Genomic DNA, 20,763 nt, shown 5'->3' with positions numbered 1-20,763 from the left:
TTCTTAGCTATACTCTTTGCAACTCAGTACTCGGCGAACAGGCGCAAAACTTTTGCGATGAAACTGTGTTGCACCATGCTGAGCCAGTTTTTCTAAATGAAATGCCGTTGGGTAGCCTTTATGTTGAGCAAAACCATATTCTGGATAAAGGATATCTAACTCGCGCATTTCCCTATCTCGGGTTACTTTCGCTAATATTGACGCGGCACTAATTTCCTGCACCAAACTATCACCTTTAATAATCGCCTGAGAAGGTACAGCAAAGCCTGGGCTCTTATTGCCATCGACCAAAACAAAATCAGGCATAGTGGTAAGTGCCGCCACTGCCCTGCGCATGGCTAAAAAAGTTGCCTGCAATATGTTGATTTTATCAATTTCTTCAGGCTCTGCACGCCCAATGCTCCAACACAATGCTTTGTTTTGAATTTCAATATAAAATGCATTACGCCGCTTTTCGGTTAATTTTTTTGAATCCGCCAATCCTATTATTGGCTGTTTGGGATCTAAAATCACGGCGGCTGTCACTACTGATCCAACTAAAGGTCCTCGACCAACTTCATCAACACCCGCAATAAATTTTGCTTTAGGATAAATAAAATTATTCATTTTATACTTAGCTCCAAGACAGCCTCTGCCGCTTGTTGATCAGCATGAAAACGGATACTTTCATGAAGTTGCAAGAAGGTTTGTTTTAGCTGCTCGACCTTTTTTTCGTCGATTAGTAAAGACTTAAGTGAACCAGCTAATTGTTCAGGTTGACAATCTTGCTGAATATACTCTTTAACCAATTCTTCGCCCGCCAATAAATTAGGCAATGAAATAAAAGGGATTTTAACCAAACGCTTAGCTAGCCAATAAGTCACTGATTTCATTCGATATCCAACTACCATCGGACATTTTGCTAACATACATTCTAATGAAGCTGTTCCCGAAGCTAATAAAGTTACATCGGCTGCGATCATAACTATCCGCGCTTGGCCATCTAAAATTTTCAGTGGTAAGGTTGGCGAAATTTCACGATAAATCGCTTCAAACTGCTGCCGGCGCTGTTGATTGACGATAGGAACTAAGATTTGCAAATGAGGAAAGTCTTTTAGCAAAATTTGGGCTGCGTGCAAAAAATCTGCACTTAACATTTCAACTTCGGCCCGACGGCTACCCGGCAAAATGGCCAAACACTTAGCATCATAAGCTATATTTAGTTGTGCTCTGGCAGCCTGTTTATCAGGCTTTAGCGGTATGATATCAGCCATCGTATGGCCGATAAAACGGCAGGGAATGTTGTAACGGTCATAAAACCTTTTTTCGAAGGGTAACAAAGCAAGCACCAGGTCGGTCGCCTCCCCTATCTTGAAAACACGATCTTGTCTCCACGCCCAAACAGAAGGACTGACGTAATGAATGGTTTTGACCCCTGTTTGCTTTAATTTTTTCTCAAGGGTAATATTAAAGTCAGGCGCATCTATGGCAACAAATACATCAGGCCGCAATTTAGCGAAACGTTTAGTTAAGTCAGCTCGAATGTTTAATAATCGCGCTAGTCGACCCAAAACTTCAACAATCCCCATTACAGCAAGTTCTTCCATTTCATACCAGGCTTCACAGCCCTCAGCTTGCATTAATGGGCCTGCGACACCGACAAAACGCGCATTAGGGACTTGCTGTTTTAGCGCACGAATAAGACCTGCACCAAGTATGTCGCCTGATGTTTCTCCTGCAACAAGACCAATAGTCAAAGGTCGTTGTTGAATTGCAACTTGATGACTATTCGCCAAAGATTTCTCCTATTCAGGTTGTTTGTTAACGAATAATCCCGCGGTTAGATTGCGCTGAATTTTCTAAAAAATCACTCAGTATTTTTACCTGTTGATTCTTTTCACCTAGAACGACCAATTCTTGTCTGGCCTCATCTAGCGTTTTACCATATCGGTAAAGGATTTTATACGCATTCTTAATCGCATGTAGTGATTCTTTATCAAAGCCACGACGTTTTAAACCTTCAATATTCACACCATAAGGAGTCGCATGATTACCTTGCGCAATGACATAAGGCGGAACATCTTGGGCAACACCAGAGCAGCCACCAACCATAACATGAGCACCAATTTGGCAAAATTGATGCACCGCACTCATACCACCAATGATGGCATAATCATCTAGTTCAACATGTCCACCAAGCGTACCGTTATTAGCAATTATACAATAATTGCCTAGCGAACAATCATGGGCTATATGGGTATTTACCATCAATAGATTATCATGACCTATTTTGGTTAAACCTCCGCCTTGTAGGGTTCCACGGTGAATGGTACAACTCTCCCTAATGCGATTGCGATCACCAATCTCAACTCGAGTTGGCTCTCCTTGGTATTTTAGATCCTGATTAATTTCACCTATCGTGACAAACTGAAAGATCTGGTTATTACAACCAATTTTGGTATTGCCATTGACAACCACATGAGATTTCAGTGTGGTATCTGCACCAATTTCAACCTGAGAACCAATATAGCAAAACGGGCCTATGCAGACATTTTCACCGATAATCGCGCCCTCTTCAATAATAGAAGAGGGATGAATAATCGCTGTTTTATTAATCATATCAGCCCTCATTTTTACGCTTCTTGGCTGCGAGCACACATCATTATCGCTTCACAAACAACTTTTTCATCCACTTTTGCAATACCTTTAAAACGCGTCAAACCACGCTTAGTTTTAACAAACGTTACCTCAAAAATCATCTGATCACCAGGTTGCACCGGATGTTTAAATCTTGCTTCGTCAATACCAGCAAAATAATAAAGTTCGCCAGGCTCTAATTTTCCCACACTCTTGAAGGCTAAAATACCAGCCGCCTGAGCCATTGCCTCAAGAATTAATACCCCCGGAAATATTGGTTTACCCGGAAAATGACCTTGAAAGAAAGGTTCATTAAAAGAGACATTTTTTACTGCTCGTAAAAATTTACCTTCTTCAAAATCCAATACACGATCAACTAACAAAAAAGGATAGCGATGGGGCAACAAACCTAAAATTTCTTCTATATCCAGAGTATGTTTATCACTCATAGAAAAGACTCTTCTTGTTTAAATTTAAAAAAATTATATATTAATAATGCGGCCTGCTTTAACCCTCAATAAGGTAATCTGCAGGCCGCAATTAACAAATCTACACAGCAGTATTTAGTTATCTTTACTAAATACCTTACGTTCTAGTGCCTTCATACGCTTAGCCATTTCATTAATATTCATGACTAAAGCGGCTGTTTTTCGCCAAACCTTATTTGGCTGTAATGGGACGCCAGAAGAATATATTCCCGGCTCACTAATTGGACGTATTACCATTCCCATTCCGGTTATAGTAACCTTATCACAAATTTCCATATGTCCATTAATCACGCTGCCACCACCAATCATACAATATTGGCCCATTTTCAGGCTACCGGCCATAATAACACCACCGGCAATAGCACTATGATCACCGATAATCACATTGTGAGCAATCTGACATTGGTTATCAATGATAACCCCATTACCAATTATTGTATTCTCTAATGCACCGCGGTCAATGGTGGTACAAGCACCAATTTCAACATTATTTCCAATAATAACTGTACCTAATTGAGGTATTTTTATCCATTGGCCTTTTTCATTTGCATAGCCAAAACCGTCTGAACCAATAACTGTTCCAGATTGGATAAGACACTGTCCACCTATCTCGACATTATGATAGACAGAAACATTTGCCCATAAACGCGTAGACTGACCGATCTTGACATTTTTACCAATAAAGCAACCTACGCCAATAATAACCTGATTACCTAATGTCGCCCCTGACTCAATAACGGCATTAGCGCCAATGGCAACATCTTCGCCAAGCTTAGCATCTTCCGCAATAACCGCTGAAGGATGGATATTTTGTGCAGGTTTTGGCGTGGTATCCAAAATTTGAGCTAATCGAGCATAGGCAAGATAAGGATCTTTAACCACTAATGCGGCTATTTTACTCTCAGCTAGATCCTTTTGCTTTAATACCACAGCAGCAGCTTTGCATTTTGCCAATTGCGTTAGGTAACGGCTATCCGATAAAAAAGTAATTTGCCCTTCCTTCGCTAAATGCATAGGCGCAATAGCAGTAATGGTAATATTACCATCACCATGTAGCTGCGCGTCCAATTGCTGGGCTAAATCAGCTAATCGAATAGAAACCATCTATTATTTAACCTTCTTAATAACCAGATCGGTAATATTTTTCAGGCTAGAACTGTTTTCCGGATAGAGAACCGCATTTACGTCAACAACCACGTCGTAACGCTCTTTTTCTGCAACCGATTTAGTTGCCGTCTTTATCATTTGCAATATTTTATTGCGCTCTTCTTGCTGACGACGTTGGTTATCTTGTTCAAATTGCTGTGCTTTTTGAAGAAAATCTTTCCGCTTAGCCCCAAACGCTTGAAGAGCTTTTTCATTAGGCTTAGCGGCGCTTTTTTGCAATTTTTCTGCCCGAGCCTGTAAATCTTTTTCCATATTTTGCAACTCATTAGCGCGTCCTTTGAACTCTTTTTCAAGTTGCTTAGTTACCGCTTTACTGGTTGCTATGTTCTGAAAAACTTCACCGACGTTAATAACGGCAACTTTCTCTGCATAAGCACTGGCAGATACAGATAAAATCAAACCTAAACCTGCTGCACACAACAATTTTTTCACACTAAACTCCTTATCTCTTATGATCTGACCACAAGCGAATCGATGAATTGAATTAAATTGACGTTTTACCACGCCCTACCAATATTAAACTGAAACTCTTCAGATTTGTCACCTTCATAATCTTTTATTGGCTTAGCATAAGAAAAGACCAGCGGGCCAAGTGGTGACATCCATTGTAATGCAATCCCTGTCGAAACTCGAATATTGGATGCCTTACCATAGTCAGGCATTCCTGCTCTCCAGTCTGCCCGGGTGTTACTCCAATTCGAATCCCAAACAGTACCCGCATCAATAAAGAAAGAAGTTCTGATCGAATTAGCATACTTTTCATCAATAAACGGGGTTGGCGTAATTAACTCTAATAACGCTGTTGCCATTGCATTGCCACCAACAGCATCCGTTGAGGGACTACCGGATTTTGGACTTACATCATTTTTGTCTTCAAGATAAATTGCTTTAGGGCCGATATTATTGGAACGAAAGCCACGTACTGTACCAGCACCACCAGCATAAAAATTTTCATAAAATGGTAATTCTTTACCACCAAAACCATTACCATAACCTAACTGTGCCCGGCCTAATAATACCCATTTGTTATCCTCATCAATGGGATAATATTGCGATGTATCAAACCGAATCTTATAGTATTGATTATTAGAACCGGGAATGGTGATTTTACTATTTAATGAAGTTTTATTGCCCGCTGTCGGGAAGAAACCACGATCTAGGTTATTATAAGTCCAACCTAAATTAAGAGTAAAATCATTAGCATTATAGCGCGCTTTATCATCAAAATTAGGATTTTCGCCCATACTTTGTAAATAACGCCACATTCCAACTTGAGCTTTCATATCAGACAGGGAGTTATGAACAAAACCTGCCCCAATTCGAAACGCATTATTTTCATTAAAAGGAAAACTCAAGGTACTATCAACACCATAAGTTTTCTTATTATAGCGTGAAAGATCGGCATCCTTGGCACTAAAATCATTATAGAATAATCGGCCACCCAAGCTGACACCATTAACGGTAAAATAAGGATCGGTTAATGATAATTCCGCATAAGTCGAATAATCATTCTTGCTTGCACTAATACCAACAGCATTACCAGAACCAAGCCAGTTTTCTTGTTGAACACCGACTTGGAAACTGATACCACTTTCAGTACCAAAACCAATGCCGAAGTTCATCGAGCCGGTATTACGTTCTTTAACTTTATAGACCACATCAACTTGATCAGGTGTACCAGGTACACGTTGCGTTTCAACGTCAACGGTTTCGAAAAAACCGGTCCGATTTAATCGTTCTTTGCCTAGGTTAACCAAATCATTGCCTAACCAAGCGCCTTCCATCTGACGCATCTCACGACGTAAAACAGAATCTTTACTAACATCATTGCCGACAAAACGGATTTGGCGAACATAAAAACGGCTACCTGCATCAACATTCACATTCAGTTTAACGGTTTTATCTTCATCATTGATTTCAGGTTGAGTAATAACACGGGGATAAGCATAACCATAACGACCCAGGAGATCCTTAATTTTGTTCTCCATGTTAGTAACTTCAGTACCATTATAAAGCGAAGAAGGTTTGATGGTAATTAATTGGTTGATTTCATCATAATGGACAGCAATTTCGCCATTTAATTCAACGCCTGATATGGTATATTTATCGCCTTTTGTCACATTGATAGTGACATAAATACCTTTCTTATCAGGTGTCAGACTAACATTAGTTGAGTCGATATTAAATTTGGCATAACCTCGGTCGAGATAAAAACTGCGTAGGGTTTCTAAATCACCTGCCAGTTTTTGTTTCTGATATTTTTGATCAGCAATAAAATTCCACCAGGGTACATCATCACGTAATTGAAAACGATTTACCAATTCACCCGTGGTAAATGCTTTACTACCGACGATATTAATCTGTTGGATCTTAGCTGAAACGCCTTCAGAAAAGATTAATTTTAAGTCAACACGATTACGCGGTAGCGGTGTGACTACTGCTTTAACTGTCGCATTATACTTACCAACACTGTAATAAAAATCTTCCAGAGCTTTTTCGATATTCGCCAGTTTTGTGCGATCAAGGGCTTCACCAACGCGAATATTGGAAGCCTCAAGATTTTGCTTTAATAAATCGTCTTTAACCGACTTATTACCAGAGAATGTAATGCTTGCAATAGTTGGCCGCTCTTTTACTTGAACTATAAGCGTATTTCCATCACGCAAAACTCTAACATCTTCGAAATTACCCGTTGTAAATAGCGCTCGAATAGTACGACCTATATCGTCATTATTAATCGTATCTCCTACCCGAACAGGCATATTCAATAGTGCTGCACCAACGGCGACGCGTTGAAGACCTTCAAAATGAATATCTTGAACTACAAACCCGTCTGAACCGTATGCAGTGGCGCTGCCAAATAGCAGCGATGCTATGAGCAACTTTTTCATCGCCATTGTTGTTATGAGTATTCCTAACTAGTCTCTCTCTTAAAGACGAGAGAAATCATTGAAAAGTGCAAGCCCCATTAATAATATCAATGCAATAGCACCAATACGATAGCTGAAGTCTTGTACACGCTCAGACACTGGTTTTCCTTTAATCTTTTCGATTAACAAGAAAAGTAAGTGCCCACCATCTAATACAGACAAAGGAAACAGGTTAATGATCCCTAAATTGACACTAATTAATGCAATAAACATCAGATAATACACTAACCCAGACTCAGCGGAAATGCCGGCTCCTTTTGCAATAGAAACAGGCCCACTAAGATTATTGAGTTTAATATCACCAGTGACCAATTTACCTATCATGCTAACTGTCAACTTCATCAACTGCCAAGTTTTATCCGTTGCCTGGCACAACGCATAAAACGGACCATATTGCTGAGTGATTTTATACTCATCTGCAAGTGGTATTACTGATAATTCAAGCCCGGCAAATCCAATTTTCCGGGCTTTAGCTATCGTTTTTACTTCTGGTGTTAACGTTAATTCCTGCCGTTCACCTTGTCTTTCGATCGTCAATAACAATGGAATATTAGGACTTTGCCGAACAAAATAGGTGAATGGATGCCAAACATCTATTATCTGATCACCCACTTTTACAATTCTGTCTCCTACTTGTAAACCTGATAATGCCGCCACTGAGCCAGGTTGAATATTACGCACAATGGGATCTTGCCTGGCACTAACTGGCATAATTCCCAAAGATAAAACCGGATCCTGAGTTTCTAGATCAAAATGCCATTCCCGCAAATCAATCACTTTTTTTATCGGCGTTGAATTTCCAATAGGTAAAACCTTCATGCTTAATTCTTCATCACCAATTTTACTAATTAAGGCGAGACGAACTGCGTTCCAGTCAGGGGTTTCGATACCATCTATTGATTTTAATTCCATACCTGGTGAAATATTTGCTTGCTCAGCAATCGAGTTTGACTGAATATCTTCAATGACTGGGCGCACGGAAGGGATACCAATAATGAAAACTAACCAATAAACAAATATTGCCAATAAAAAATTGGCTATTGGCCCTGCACTAATCACTGCAGAACGTTGTCCTACTGTTTTATTATTAAAAGCAAAATGGCGACACTCTGGTGCTACAGCGGCTACTCGCTCATCTAGCATTTTAACATAGCCACCTAACGGGATCAGGGCGATAACAAATTCTGTACCATGACGATCGACTTTACGCCATAAGGCTTTGCCAAAACCAATGGAGAAACGCTCAACATAAATACCACAGCGCCTAGCCACCCAGAAATGGCCAAATTCATGTACGATAATTAGCACACCTAATGCAATAATAAATGCCGCTAAACTCCAAACAAATCCCATGATATACCTTAAAAACTAAAAAAATAACAATGTCAATCCTGCAAAAACAGGTATAGCCGCGGTCAAACTATCGATTCTATCTAATACGCCACCATGTCCTGGAATTAAATGACTACTATCTTTGATGCCAGCCTGACGTTTAAACATACTTTCCGTTAAATCACCAAAAACAGAAATAATTACAACAATAACAGAACAAAATAGTAAATTCTTGGATATTAATAAAACAGGAACAAATAAACTAAATAGCCAGGCTATAATACCTGCTGTCAGCATTCCACCGAGCATACCTTCCAAGGTTTTACCAGGAGAAACCTTCGCCGCCAATTTATGTTTACCAAATAAATGTCCAAAAAAATAAGCGCCACTATCTGCACTCCAAACTAATAGCATGACATAAAGCACCCACCAAGCACCGATAAAATTGTCAATATGATAATCGACGCTTTTTAACACCAACATGCCACAGTAAAAAGGTAAAATGGTTAAAACACCAAACAACATTTTTAATATTACTGACTGAGACCAGAATCGAGCAGAAGTAGGAAAAGTGACAACCAATATTATCGCAACTAACCACCAAACTAACCCAGCCGATAAAATATAAATAATCAAAGGCTCTGTTGTTAATTGACTGAGATCTTGAAATAACAATTGTAAACCCAATAAACAAATACCAAATAAAATAGCAGATATAATTCGTTTAATCTGCACTGTCCAGCCAATAAATTGGCTCCATTCCCAAGCAGCTAACGAGCAAATAACAATGATAACATAACCAAACAAGTTAGGAGGTAAGAAAAAAAGTGCCGCGATAACTAATGGAATAAGTATGATAGCTATTATGATACGAGCATTTAAGTTTAGCAAAAGAGTCCCCTATTCTTCATTGATATCATCAGGCTCAGTGTTACCAAAACGTCGTTCACGCTGATTAAAAGCCACAATTGCACTTTTGAAAGCTTCCTCATCAAAATCCGGCCAGAGCACATCGGTAAAATAAAATTCAGCATAAGCAATCTGCCATAAAAGAAAATTACTGATGCGATATTCTCTCCCAGTTCTAATAACTAAATCAACGGTTGGTTGATCATGTAGACTAATAAATTCATTTACCGTATCTTCGTTAATATTTTCTGGTAATAATGAACCCGCTTTAATTTTCTCTGCAATAAGTCCCATTGCATGGGTAATATCCCAACGACCACCATAATTAGCGGCAATATTGAGATGTAATCCGGTATTATTTGCGGTTAAGTCAACCGCGTGTTTGATACGATTTTGTAATTTAGTTTTAAATCGGCTGATATCGCCAATAATCGTTAATTTAACATTATGAATATTTAAATTTATAACTTCATCATCCAGAAACCAAGTAAAAAGTTCCATCAGAGCACTAACCTCAGTTTCTGGTCGATTCCAATTTTCACTACTAAATACATAGAGTGTTAAAGACTGAATCTCATTTTCAACAGCAAATTTTACCGCTTTTTGTACCGCTTCTGTTCCTGCTCGATGCCCTTTAATTCTTAACTTTCCATGTTGCTTCGCCCAGCGTCCATTACCATCCATAATAATAGCAACATGCCGCGGAATTCGTTGCTGTGAGCTATCATTATCATACATAAGTTTCATACCAAAAAGGTTCCTTTACTATAAGCTAACATAACTATTGCGCTTAATTATTTTGGATAATAAAAATAAAATTACTTAAGATGAATCAAAAAATTTCCATATTTACTAATAAATTAATAGTTAGCTCTTTATTCATTTTTGATATCCTTACCCCATTATAATTTTATAAAAGTTTAATCTGAGATAAATATAGAAACATTTGAGCAGCTAAAATTCTTTATTAATAGGATATTGCTAATGTTTCAATATAATTAATTGCCATTTGACGCGCTTCGCTATCAATCGCTAACACTGCATCAATGCTATCAGGTTCGGCCAAACTTAGCCTTTCTACTGTATCCAAATTAACTTGCGCAATATCAGTAAATCGAAGCTTTCCGGCCAAAAATGCAGCAACAGAAACTTCATTCGCAGCATTTAAAATTGTGGTTGCTGCTTGCCCATGATGACAAGCATCAATCGCTAATTTCAAACAGGGGTAACGTTGATAATCTGGAGCAATAAAAGTTAATGAAGATAATTGTTTAAAATCAAGTGCCGCTGCACCTGAAGGGATACGATCTGGATAAGCCATACTATAAGAAATCGGTGTTCTCATATCAGGCGTACCTAATTGAGCGATCACACTTCCATCCTGATAGCGTACCATCGAATGAATAACAGATTGTGGATGAATGATAACTTCAATTTGCTCGGCTGAAGCATTAAAAAAATACCGCGCTTCAATATACTCAAGCCCTTTATTCATCATCGTTGCCGAATCAACCGAGATCTTACGCCCCATAGACCAATTAGGGTGATTGCAAGCCTCATTAGGCGTCATGTTCTTAAGAGAAGCGAGCGGAATTTCACGAAAAGGGCCACCCGAACCAGTTAATACTATGCGCGTTATTCCATGTTGTTCAAGATTAGCAAAACCTAAATTACGCTGAATTTTAGTCGGTAAACTTTGAAATATCGCATTATGTTCACTATCAATAGGCAGGACCTGAGCACCATATTTTTTAATTGCGTCGAAAAACAGTTGCCCACTAGTAATTAATGACTCTTTATTGGCCAATAAAATACGCTTACATTGACGAATCGCAGCTAATGTTGGCATTAATCCAGCAATTCCGGTAATTGCGGACATCACTTGATCAACATTATCAAGCGCCGCTAGTTCACAAACTCCCTTTTGGCCTGCTAAAACTTTCAGTTTTACATCCGTGTTTATTTAGTATGCTTCTTAGATTATTAGCTGATTTTTCGTCTGACATAGCAGCATATTGTGGCTGGAATTCTAAGCATTGCTGAACCATAGTAGCCACATTTTTATGTGCAACTAATGCGATAATTTCAAATTTCGCTGGATTTTTTTTGACTACTAATAGTGTCGTTTTACCAATTGAACCCGTCGAGCCTAAAATTGTCAGACGTATCATTGTGATATATATGCTCTACTATTTAATTAAAAAAGAATTATTCTTAACTCAGCCATATAGCATAACATAAAATGGAGCAATAAATTTAAAGATATAATAAAGCCATACTTACTTTTATATAACTTATGTCTTTATTATAAAAATGTTTAAAATTCCATCAATTCTTTTTCTTTTTGTTCCAAAGCTTCATCAACTTTTTTGATAAAATTATCGGTCAACTTCTGGATTTCATCTTGTGCTCGACGTTCATCATCCTCACTAATTTCTTTATCTTTTAGTAATGCCTTGATTTTATCATTCGCATCACGTCGTGCATTACGAACAGATACACGTCCCTGCTCAGCATCATTACGGACAACTTTAATCAAATCCTTACGTCGTTCTTCCGTCAACGGTGGTAAAGGCACACGTATTATGGTTCCTGCTGAAGAAGGATTAAGACCCAGATCTGATGCCATAATGGCCTTTTCCACTGCTGGTGCTAACGTACGATCAAACACAGTAATGGCGAGTGTACGTGAGTCCTCAGCGGTAATATTTGCTAACTGACGTAACGGCGTTGCAGTACCATAATATTCAACCATGATACCATCTAATAAACTTGGCGATGCACGGCCGGCACGAACTTTATTAATTTGACTTTTCAATGCTTCGACGCTTTTTTCCATACGCTCTTGAGCATCTTTTTTGATTTCATTAATCACATTTAAACCCTTAGCAGCTGGTTATAAATATTTAGGCTATAACCGATAACCCAATTCAATTATTTTAACGATGCTGATAATATCATACCGCCAAAAATCATCCGTGTCTCTCAGGAGATTAATCACACGAGATTAACGTACCTTCATTTTCACCCATCACAATTCGACGTAACGCACCGGGTTTATTCATGTTAAAAACGCGAATAGGTAAATTATGATCACGAGCCAGCGTAAATGCCGCCAAATCCATCACTTTTAATTCGCGTTCTAATACGTCCTGATACGTTAATTTATTATAAAAAACCGCATCTGAACTCTTCGATGGATCAGCAGAATAGACGCCATCAACTTTGGTTGCTTTTAAAACAACATCCGCCTCAATTTCTATCCCTCGTAAACAAGCCGCTGAATCTGTTGTAAAGAAAGGGTTGCCTGTTCCGGCCGAGAAAATAACAACTTTGCCATTACGAAGCAAACTAATTGCCTCAGCCCAACTATAGTTGTCACACACACCATTTAATGGTATTGCAGACATGAGTCTGGCATTAACATATGCACGATGTAAAGCATCACGCATGGCTAATCCATTCATTACTGTCGCTAGCATTCCCATATGATCACCAACTACACGATTCATCCCAGCATCGGCTAGCCCTGCACCACGAAATAAGTTGCCACCACCAATAACGACACCAACTTGTATCGCTAACTCTACCAGTTCCTTAATTTCTTGTGCCATACGATTTAAAACGCTCGCATCAATACCAAAACCTTCTGAACCTTGTAGAGCTTCGCCACTAAGCTTAAGCAAGATACGTTGATATACTGGTTTTGCATTAGTTGCCATGGTGTTTCGTCCTGAGCAGATAAATTATTGAAGGTTTAAAATTCTTAGTTCAAAGTCTGAATGTAAAATACTTGATTAATTACTTTTCTTCATTACTTTAAAAAAAGATAATTTAGTCTAAAAACTAACCCTAATCCGTTGAATTAAGCATATGCTGAATTAAATAATTTAGTTGCATATTTACACATAAATTATCATTGATAATGTATTATCAGACAGATAAAAATAAATTATCGATATTAGATAAAACAGAACCGCCTACTGGCGGCTCTATTTAACAATTGGTATCATTATTTACTCATTGCCGCGACTTCAGCAGCAAAATCAGTTTCTACTTTTTCGATACCTTCACCAACTTCAAAACGGATAAAGTTAGTCACTGTTGCATTTTTCTCTTTTAGCAACGTACCAACTGTTTTACTTGGATCCATAACAAATTGTTGACCTGTTAAAGAGATCTCACCAGTAAATTTATTCATGCGGCCAGTTACCATTTTTTCCGCAATTTCACGAGGTTTACCAGATTGCATTGCTATATCTAATTGAATTTGATGCTCATGAGCGACAACATCGGCTGGCACATCTGCCGATGTAACATATTCGGGTTTGCTCGCCGCAATATGCATAGCAATATGTTTAATAAGCTCATCATCCGCACCGTTTGCAGACACAAGAACGCCAATACGAGCACCATGTAAATAACAGCCGATTTTTTCACCTTCTAGGATCTCGACTCGGCGAATATTAATATTTTCACCAATCTTGGCAACGATTGTTGTACGTTGTTCTTCAAATTCTGCCTTTAATTCTTCAATATTTGACAATTTATTTGCCACGACGAATTTCAGTACTTCATTACCAAATGCAACAAAACTCGCATCCTTAGCCACAAAATCCGTTTCACAATTCAACTCAAGCAATGCACCAAATTTGCCATCGGCAGAAATTTCCGCCATTACTACACCTTCGGCAGCCACTCGACCGGCTTTCTTAGCCGCTTTTGCTTGACCTGATTTACGCATATTATCGATAGCTAATTCAATATTTCCATCAGCTTCAACCAATGCTTTTTTACATTCCATCATACCTGCACCAGTACGTTCGCGCAGTTCTTTTACCAAAGCAACGGTAATTCCAGACATGTGATTTATTCCTCAATCTATCTGATGGGAAATCATCCCATGCAGACAATTCTCATTCTTATAAGTAAAAAGGAGCCAATTAGGCCCCTATAACCAATATCTTGTAATACCTGGTCCATAAGGGCTCTTCTATACTAACGAAGAGCTGGCCTTATTATTCAGTCTCTATCAAATTTTCTTCTGGTTTAATCGCCTGATCTTTAGAACGACCTTCATGGACAGCTTTCGCAACAGCATCCAGATACAGTTTAACTGCACGGATCGCATCATCGTTACCAGGGATGATATAATCAACACCATCTGGATCAGAGTTAGTATCAACAACCGCAAATACAGGGATACCTAAGTTGTTTGCTTCTTTTATAGCAATATGCTCATGTTCCGCATCAACAACAAATAAAGCGTCAGGCAAACCGCCCATCTCTTTAATACCACCCAAACTATTTTCTAACTTGCTAAGCTCACGGGTACGCATCAACGCTTCTTTTTTGGTCAACTTATCAAAAGTACCATCCTGAGATTGTACTTCTAGATCTTTCAGGCGCTTAATTGACTGACGAACGGTTTTCCAGTTAGTCAGCATACCACCTAACCAGCGGTGGTTAACAAAATACTGATCACAACTATTAGCCGCTTCTTTTATCGATTCGCTTGCTGCGCGCTTAGTGCCAACAAACAGAATTTTGCCTTTTCGTGAAGCAATTTTAGTCAATTCAGCTAATGCTTCATTGAATATTGGAACAGTTTTTTCCAAATTAATGATATGCACTTTGTTGCGCGCACCAAAGATGTAAGTTTTCATCTTTGGATTCCAGTAACGAGTTTGGTGACCAAAGTGAACGCCCGCCTGAAGCATATCGCGCATGGAAACAGTTGCCATTTAAACCTCTATAATTTAGTAAATTGGGGTTATGCCTCCACAGATCCCATTTCCCCGACTCATTAGCTGTAGATTTTCCTACATAAGAGCACCCCGGAAAATGTGCCGATCTGTGTGTGTTATAACACAGTTAAGTTTATGTTAAAGCTAGTCTATGTTTTTCTATATAAAATACATAGAATGCCGGCACGCTTTATATCATAAAATAACCAAAAACACCAGCTATAGTTATATTTTTCTACGCTTAAGTCATTTAGCTGAATTAAAAAAATAACACCGACAATTAGTATTGCTTATTCAGAAATAAATAATATTCATTTCTGAATAAAATTTACTTTAACAATATTTTATTGTGTGATATTGCTAATATCATAATTTTTATGACTTTTTTACAGTTCACTAGTGATAATTCAATTTAAAATAACCAAACATTACTTTTTGGCTATTTTTATATTTTAAAAAAAATTGATATGTTAAGTCGTTAGTTGGCATAACTGCGCTTCGCTGCTAACATAACCGTCAACATACAGTATTTATATTTAATCAACATAATTCGCTGATAAGTGCATTTTTATTCACTTAAATTAGCATAAATAGGCAGAATTCATGGCTATCTCAATTAAAACGGAAGAAGATATTCAGAAAATGCGTATCGCCGGACATTTGGCGGCAGAAGTGTTAGAAATTATTGAACCTTACATAAAACCGGGCATTTCCACCGGTGAACTTGATCGCATCTGTCACTCACATATCGTCGAAAAACAGCAAGCTATCCCAGCCTGTTTAAATTATCATGGCTTTCCTAAATCTATCTGTACATCCGTTAATGATGTTATTTGTCATGGTATTCCGAGTGATGAAAAAATCTTAAAAGAAGGTGATATCATTAATATTGATGTCACCGTTATTAAAAATGGCTTCCATGGCGACACCTCCAAAATGTTTATTGTGGGCAAACCAACCATTCAAGGCGAACGGCTGTGTAAGGCAACACAGGAAAGCCTTTATCTTGCTTTAAAAATGGTCAAACCTGGTATTCGTTTACGGACGATAGGTCAGGCAATTCAGCAATTTGTTCAACAGCATCATTTTTCTGTCGTGCGCGAATATTGTGCCCATGGTATTGGTCGAGTTTTTCATGAAGAACCTCAAGTATTACATTACGATGCTGATGACGGTGGTGTAATACTGCAAAAAGGCATGACTTTTACTATCGAACCAATGGTAAATACCGGCGATCATCGTATTAGAACAATGAAAGATGGCTGGACAGTAAAAACAAAAGATCGAGGTTGGTCAGCACAATATGAACATACTTTAGCTGTCACCGACGATGGGTGTGAAATTTTTACCTTACGGAAAGAAGAAGAGCCATTTATTTCGGCTATATTAGTGAATAGATAATTTTCAGATTGGCCTCCATAATTTTGGAGGCTTTTACCTTAATGATATTGTTTTACTGCTTTTTATTGTCTATTCATACCATTTACTAGTGATCGCATAATCAGATCTCCTCCAGCAATTTCGCGGTTATAATACCATGATGAAAAGTAATCAGCCTGTCCCTCTCATCCTTGCGCTTGATAAATTATCTCAAGAGGATTTTACTTTACCTTTACTAAAACAACAGGTAGAGCGCTTGCAAAAATGGTTAGAACAATCTTTCAGGGAGGGAGTTACCGCCGCTGAACTTATTGCTGTCCGTAGCAATTATCTTGACAAGTTGCTCCAGCGTCTTTGGCAAATTAATCATTTCGAGCTAATTCCCCAATTATCATTAATTGCCGTAGGTGGTTATGGCCGACAAGAATTACATCCACTTTCAGATATAGATTTATTAATTTTAAGTCAACATCCTTTAGCTACCGCTATCACCACTAAGATTGGTCAATTTATTACTCTATTATGGGACTTAGGTTTTCAAGTTGGCCATAGTGTGCGCACATTAGAAGAGTGTTTACAGGCAGGACAAACAGATCTGTCTATCGCAACTAATCTATTTGAATCAAGGTTAATTTGTGGCGATCATGCTTTGTTTCTATCATTACAGCAAGCAATATATAGCGATAATTTTTGGCCGTCTGATAAATTTTTTGCCGCCAAACGTAGTGAACAACAGTTGCGCCACCAACGTTATCATAGTACTAGTTACAACCTTGAGCCCGATATCAAAAATAGTCCCGGCGGTTTACGTGATATTCACATACTGTTATGGGTCGCACGCCGACATTTTGGTGCAACCACCATTGAGCAGACAGTTCATTTCTACTTTCTAAGTCAAGCAGAATATCGAGAATTAAAAATATGTTTAAATTTTTTGCTTCGTATTCGATTTGCGCTGCATTTAATGATAAAACGTTATGACAATCGCCTACTATTTGAACATCAATTAAATGTTGCCAGCTTACTTGGTTATCAAGGTAAAGACAATCAGCCCGTTGAGCAAATGATGAAAGACTATTATCGTGTCACACGACGTGCCCGAGAACTCAATAGCATGCTGCTACAACTGTTTGATGAAGCCATCCTTAGCGAAAAAAACCTAGCCGCGCCACATAAACTTGATAATCAATTTCAACTTAGAGGAGATCTCATCGATCTGATTGATAGCACACTTTTCGATCGTCAACCCGCAGCCATATTGCAGCTATTTTATCAAATGGCCGAACAGGAAAATATTCAAGGAATATACTCAGCTACACTGCGTCAATTGCGTTTTGCTTGTCAAAAACTGACTAAACCTCTGTGTGAAATCCCAATTGCTCGTGAAATTTTTATTACTATTTTGCGCCACCCCAAAGCGGTAAAAGGTGCCATTGTGCCCATGCACTTACACGATGTACTTAGTGCTTATACGCCAGTTTGGCAAAATATTGTTGGCCAAATGCAATTTGATCTTTTTCATACTTACACCGTCGATGAACATACTATTCGCGTATTACAAAAACTTGATCAATTTGCTGATCAAAATAATAGTCACCAACATCCTTTGTGTTTTGCCATTTATACCAAGCTGGCTCAGCCTGAGATTTTACGTCTGGCGGCTATGTTTCATGATATCGCTAAAGGCAGAAAAGGTGATCACTCTGAACTGGGCGCGGAAGATGCAAAACAATTTACCCTAGCACACGGCCTATCTGAACATGATTCATCCCTAATTGCCTGGCTTGTACGTCAACATCTTTTGATGTCAGTGACCGCCCAACGGCGTGATATTCAAGATCCGATTGTTATTAAAGAATTTGCCAGTGAAGTGGAATCAATAAACCGGCTAGATTATCTTTTGTGTCTGACTGTTGCCGATATATGTGCAACCAATAATAACTTATGGAATAGCAGGAAACAGAATCTATTAAAAGAGCTGTATCTATTAACTAAAAATCAATTAAATCAAGATACGCAAGCAATACCCACTTTACGTCAACGGATCCAATCCAATCGCTTGCAAGCGTTAACCCAGCTAGGCGAAAAAAATATTGATCAAGGTGATCTGAAAAAATTATGGTCACGCTGCCATGCTGATTATTTTTTACGCCATACTCCCCAGCAACTTTCCTGGCACGCTAGCGCTTTATTAAAACATAATTTAAATGAACCATTAATACTGATCAGTACCGTATCTGTGCATGGTGGTACTGAAATTTTTATCTGGTGTCCAGATCGACCATCTCTATTTGCCGCGGTTGCTGGAGAACTTGATAGACGAAATCTTAATATCCATAGCGCCCAAATCTTTACTAACAAAGATAATATGACGATGGATACTTTTGTGGTATTAGATCCTAAAGGGCAACCGTTGGCTCATGATCGCTATGAAAATATTCACCAAGCCTTATTAAAATTTATTAAGACCCCAAATAGCAAAACCTTGAAAACACGTAACGCCCATCATAGATTTCGCCATTTTAATGTATCAACTAAAGTACATTTTTTGCCCAATTTTAATGGCAGGCGGACTTATATGGAGCTTGTCGCCCTCGATCAACCCGGATTATTGGCACAGATCGGTAATATATTTACTGAAATGGCCGTGCTCTTACACGGAGCTAGGATCACAACGATTGGAGAAAGAGTTGAGGATTTGTTTGTACTTGCTGATCAAAACAACCAGGCACTCGATCAAAATAGACAACATAAACTGGCAGAACAATTGACCCAAGCCCTGACTGCAATAGGTAAAGAAAATAGTAAACATATTAAATAATTACAACCCAGAGGATGAGTAATTTTATGGAGCAACTTAAAACCATTATTGAAAATGCTTTTGAACATCGCGCAGAAATCACACCCGCGACGACCAATGTTCAACTAAGTGATGCAATCAATCAGGTGATCACTCAACTTGACAAAGGCCAGTTAAGAGTCGCTGAAAAGATAGATGGACAATGGACAACACATCAATGGCTTAAAAAAGCCGTGCTACTCTCTTTTAGTATCAATGATAATCGATTAATCGAAGGTGCAGAAAGCAGCTATTTTGACAAAGTAGCCATGAAATTTGCTGAGTATGATTATGCTCGTTTTCAACAAGAAGGATTTAGAGTTGTTCCACCAGCAACGGCTCGAAAAGGTGCGTTTATCGCCCGAAATACCGTTTTAATGCCATCTTATGTTAATATTGGTGCCTATATTGACGAAGGATCGATGATAGATACCTGGGCAACAGTTGGCTCTTGTGCGCAAATTGGTAAAAATGTTCACTTATCCGGTGGTGTTGGCATTGGCGGTGTGCTAGAACCCTTGCAAGCTAATCCAACTATTATCGAAGATAACTGTTTTATTGGTGCTCGCTCTGAAATTGTTGAAGGGGTCATTGTTGAAGAAGGCTCGGTTATCTCAATGGGCGTCTATATTGGCCAGAGCACCAAAATTTATGATAGGGAAAGCGGTGAAATTCTCTATGCCCGAATTCCAGCCGGCTCGGTCGTCGTCGCAGGTAATTTACCGGCCAAAAATGGCAACTACAGCCTGTATTGCGCGGTTATTGTCAAAAAAGTCGATGACAAGACTAGAAAGAAAGTTGGCATTAATGAGTTACTAAGAACAATAGACTAAAATTTATCATAGCGGATTATCAATTGAATATCCGCTTAGTCTTATTATTATGCTAATCTGTAACAATTGTTAGATAACCTTATTCCGTTAGGTATTAATATGTATGATAACTTAAAAAGCTTAGGGATCAGTCAACCTGAAGATATCGATCACTACACCCTTCGCCAAGAAGCAAATCATGACATTATAAAGATTTATTTTCGCAAAGATAAAGATGAACACTATGCTAAAAGTGTAAAATTCAAATATCCGCTGCAACGAAAGCTGGTTAACCTAGATAACAATCTCAAAGAGATCAATGAAATTAATCTCCACCTACGGGATGTGATCGAAGAATTAAATCAAATTTGTCAACATGACCAAACCAACCATGATTTAAAAAGTAAAATATTAAATGATTTGTGCCATTTAGAATCTGTCGTAATAAGCAAAATTGCGGAAATTAAATCAGATTTAAAAAAACTCTCCTGAATAACTCACTGCTGCGTATTTATACTAATACTAACTGGCCGATAGGCCAAA

The 20,763-nt window shown here is 38.4% G+C and carries 18 protein-coding genes and 1 pseudogene; 4 read left to right on the top strand and 15 right to left on the bottom strand.

The genetic code is table 11. The features are described from left to right. Positions 1-3: 3 nt before the first annotated feature. The 15 genes and pseudogenes from rnhB to rpsB form a co-directional block, all read right to left on the bottom strand. Positions 4-606, bottom strand: coding sequence for a ribonuclease HII (gene rnhB, locus AC01GB_RS10070; protein WP_474451718.1), 603 nt, complete (start codon positions 604-606; stop codon positions 4-6). Continuing rightward, complete coding sequence (gene lpxB / locus AC01GB_RS10065; protein WP_474452381.1) at positions 603-1,751, bottom strand: lipid-A-disaccharide synthase; 1,149 nt, start codon at positions 1,749-1,751, stop codon at positions 603-605. Before lpxB ends, rnhB begins: the two co-directional genes overlap by 4 nt. 49 nt (positions 1,752-1,800) lie before the next feature. Further along, positions 1,801-2,598: an acyl-ACP--UDP-N-acetylglucosamine O-acyltransferase gene (lpxA, locus tag AC01GB_RS10060; protein WP_474451717.1), complete on the bottom strand. Its 798-nt coding sequence runs from the start codon at positions 2,596-2,598 to the stop codon at positions 1,801-1,803. A 14-nt stretch (positions 2,599-2,612) separates the two neighbouring features. Next, entirely contained in the window at positions 2,613-3,065 is a 453-nt protein-coding gene (gene fabZ / locus AC01GB_RS10055) for a 3-hydroxyacyl-ACP dehydratase FabZ (protein ID WP_474451716.1), read from the bottom strand. A 114-nt stretch (positions 3,066-3,179) separates the two neighbouring features. Next, the gene (lpxD, locus tag AC01GB_RS10050) at positions 3,180-4,208 is read right to left on the bottom strand and encodes a UDP-3-O-(3-hydroxymyristoyl)glucosamine N-acyltransferase (RefSeq protein ID WP_474451715.1); all 1,029 of its coding nucleotides are present in this window, start codon (positions 4,206-4,208) and stop codon (positions 3,180-3,182) included. A gap of 3 nt (positions 4,209-4,211) precedes the next feature. Then, positions 4,212-4,703 (bottom strand): OmpH family outer membrane protein, encoded by a 492-nt coding sequence (locus AC01GB_RS10045; RefSeq protein WP_474451714.1) that lies wholly within the window; start codon positions 4,701-4,703, stop codon positions 4,212-4,214. Positions 4,704-4,768: 65 nt separating this feature from the next. Further along, positions 4,769-7,168, bottom strand: coding sequence for an outer membrane protein assembly factor BamA (gene bamA, locus AC01GB_RS10040; RefSeq protein WP_474451713.1), 2,400 nt, complete (start codon positions 7,166-7,168; stop codon positions 4,769-4,771). Between the two features lie 33 nt (positions 7,169-7,201). After that, positions 7,202-8,557 carry a sigma E protease regulator RseP gene (gene rseP, locus AC01GB_RS10035; RefSeq protein ID WP_474452380.1) on the bottom strand — a complete coding sequence of 452 codons (1,356 nt, stop codon included), beginning with the start codon at positions 8,555-8,557 and terminating at the stop codon, positions 7,202-7,204. Positions 8,558-8,569: 12 nt separating this feature from the next. Further along, positions 8,570-9,424: a phosphatidate cytidylyltransferase gene (gene cdsA / locus AC01GB_RS10030; protein WP_474451712.1), complete on the bottom strand. Its 855-nt coding sequence runs from the start codon at positions 9,422-9,424 to the stop codon at positions 8,570-8,572. Positions 9,425-9,433: 9 nt separating this feature from the next. After that, a complete protein-coding gene (uppS, locus tag AC01GB_RS10025; protein ID WP_474451711.1) occupies positions 9,434-10,189 on the bottom strand; it encodes a polyprenyl diphosphate synthase in 756 nt (251 codons plus the stop codon). A 220-nt stretch (positions 10,190-10,409) separates the two neighbouring features. Then, positions 10,410-11,613: pseudogene (gene ispC, locus AC01GB_RS10020) on the bottom strand (1-deoxy-D-xylulose-5-phosphate reductoisomerase). 146 nt (positions 11,614-11,759) lie between these two features. Next, on the bottom strand, positions 11,760-12,317 hold the full coding sequence (gene frr / locus AC01GB_RS10015; RefSeq protein ID WP_474451710.1) for a ribosome recycling factor: 558 nt from the start codon (positions 12,315-12,317) through the stop codon (positions 11,760-11,762). 118 nt (positions 12,318-12,435) lie between these two features. After that, on the bottom strand, positions 12,436-13,164 hold the full coding sequence (gene pyrH / locus AC01GB_RS10010; RefSeq protein WP_474451709.1) for a UMP kinase: 729 nt from the start codon (positions 13,162-13,164) through the stop codon (positions 12,436-12,438). 290 nt (positions 13,165-13,454) lie between these two features. Continuing rightward, entirely contained in the window at positions 13,455-14,306 is an 852-nt protein-coding gene (gene tsf, locus AC01GB_RS10005; RefSeq protein ID WP_474451708.1) for a translation elongation factor Ts, read from the bottom strand. Positions 14,307-14,460: 154 nt separating this feature from the next. Next, positions 14,461-15,186, bottom strand: coding sequence for a 30S ribosomal protein S2 (gene rpsB / locus AC01GB_RS10000; RefSeq protein ID WP_474451707.1), 726 nt, complete (start codon positions 15,184-15,186; stop codon positions 14,461-14,463). A gap of 606 nt (positions 15,187-15,792) precedes the next feature. On the opposite strand from rpsB, the gene map reads away from it, so the two are divergent. The 4 genes from map to AC01GB_RS09980 all read left to right on the top strand — a co-directional run bounded on the left by map (position 15,793) and on the right by AC01GB_RS09980 (position 20,712). Then, positions 15,793-16,590 (top strand): type I methionyl aminopeptidase, encoded by a 798-nt coding sequence (gene map, locus AC01GB_RS09995; RefSeq protein WP_474451706.1) that lies wholly within the window; start codon positions 15,793-15,795, stop codon positions 16,588-16,590. Between the two features lie 139 nt (positions 16,591-16,729). Then, the gene (glnD, locus tag AC01GB_RS09990; RefSeq protein ID WP_474452379.1) at positions 16,730-19,390 is read left to right on the top strand and encodes a bifunctional uridylyltransferase/uridylyl-removing protein GlnD; all 2,661 of its coding nucleotides are present in this window, start codon (positions 16,730-16,732) and stop codon (positions 19,388-19,390) included. A gap of 26 nt (positions 19,391-19,416) precedes the next feature. After that, positions 19,417-20,241: a 2,3,4,5-tetrahydropyridine-2,6-dicarboxylate N-succinyltransferase gene (gene dapD / locus AC01GB_RS09985; protein ID WP_474451705.1), complete on the top strand. Its 825-nt coding sequence runs from the start codon at positions 19,417-19,419 to the stop codon at positions 20,239-20,241. Positions 20,242-20,340: 99 nt separating this feature from the next. After that, entirely contained in the window at positions 20,341-20,712 is a 372-nt protein-coding gene (locus AC01GB_RS09980; RefSeq protein ID WP_474451704.1) for a DUF3461 family protein, read from the top strand. The last annotated feature ends 51 nt before the right edge of the window (positions 20,713-20,763 follow it).

This window comes from Candidatus Arsenophonus phytopathogenicus (genome assembly GCF_056113345.1).
The sequence above is the reverse complement of the archived record's forward strand: the minus strand, read 5'-3'. Positions and strand labels throughout refer to the sequence as shown.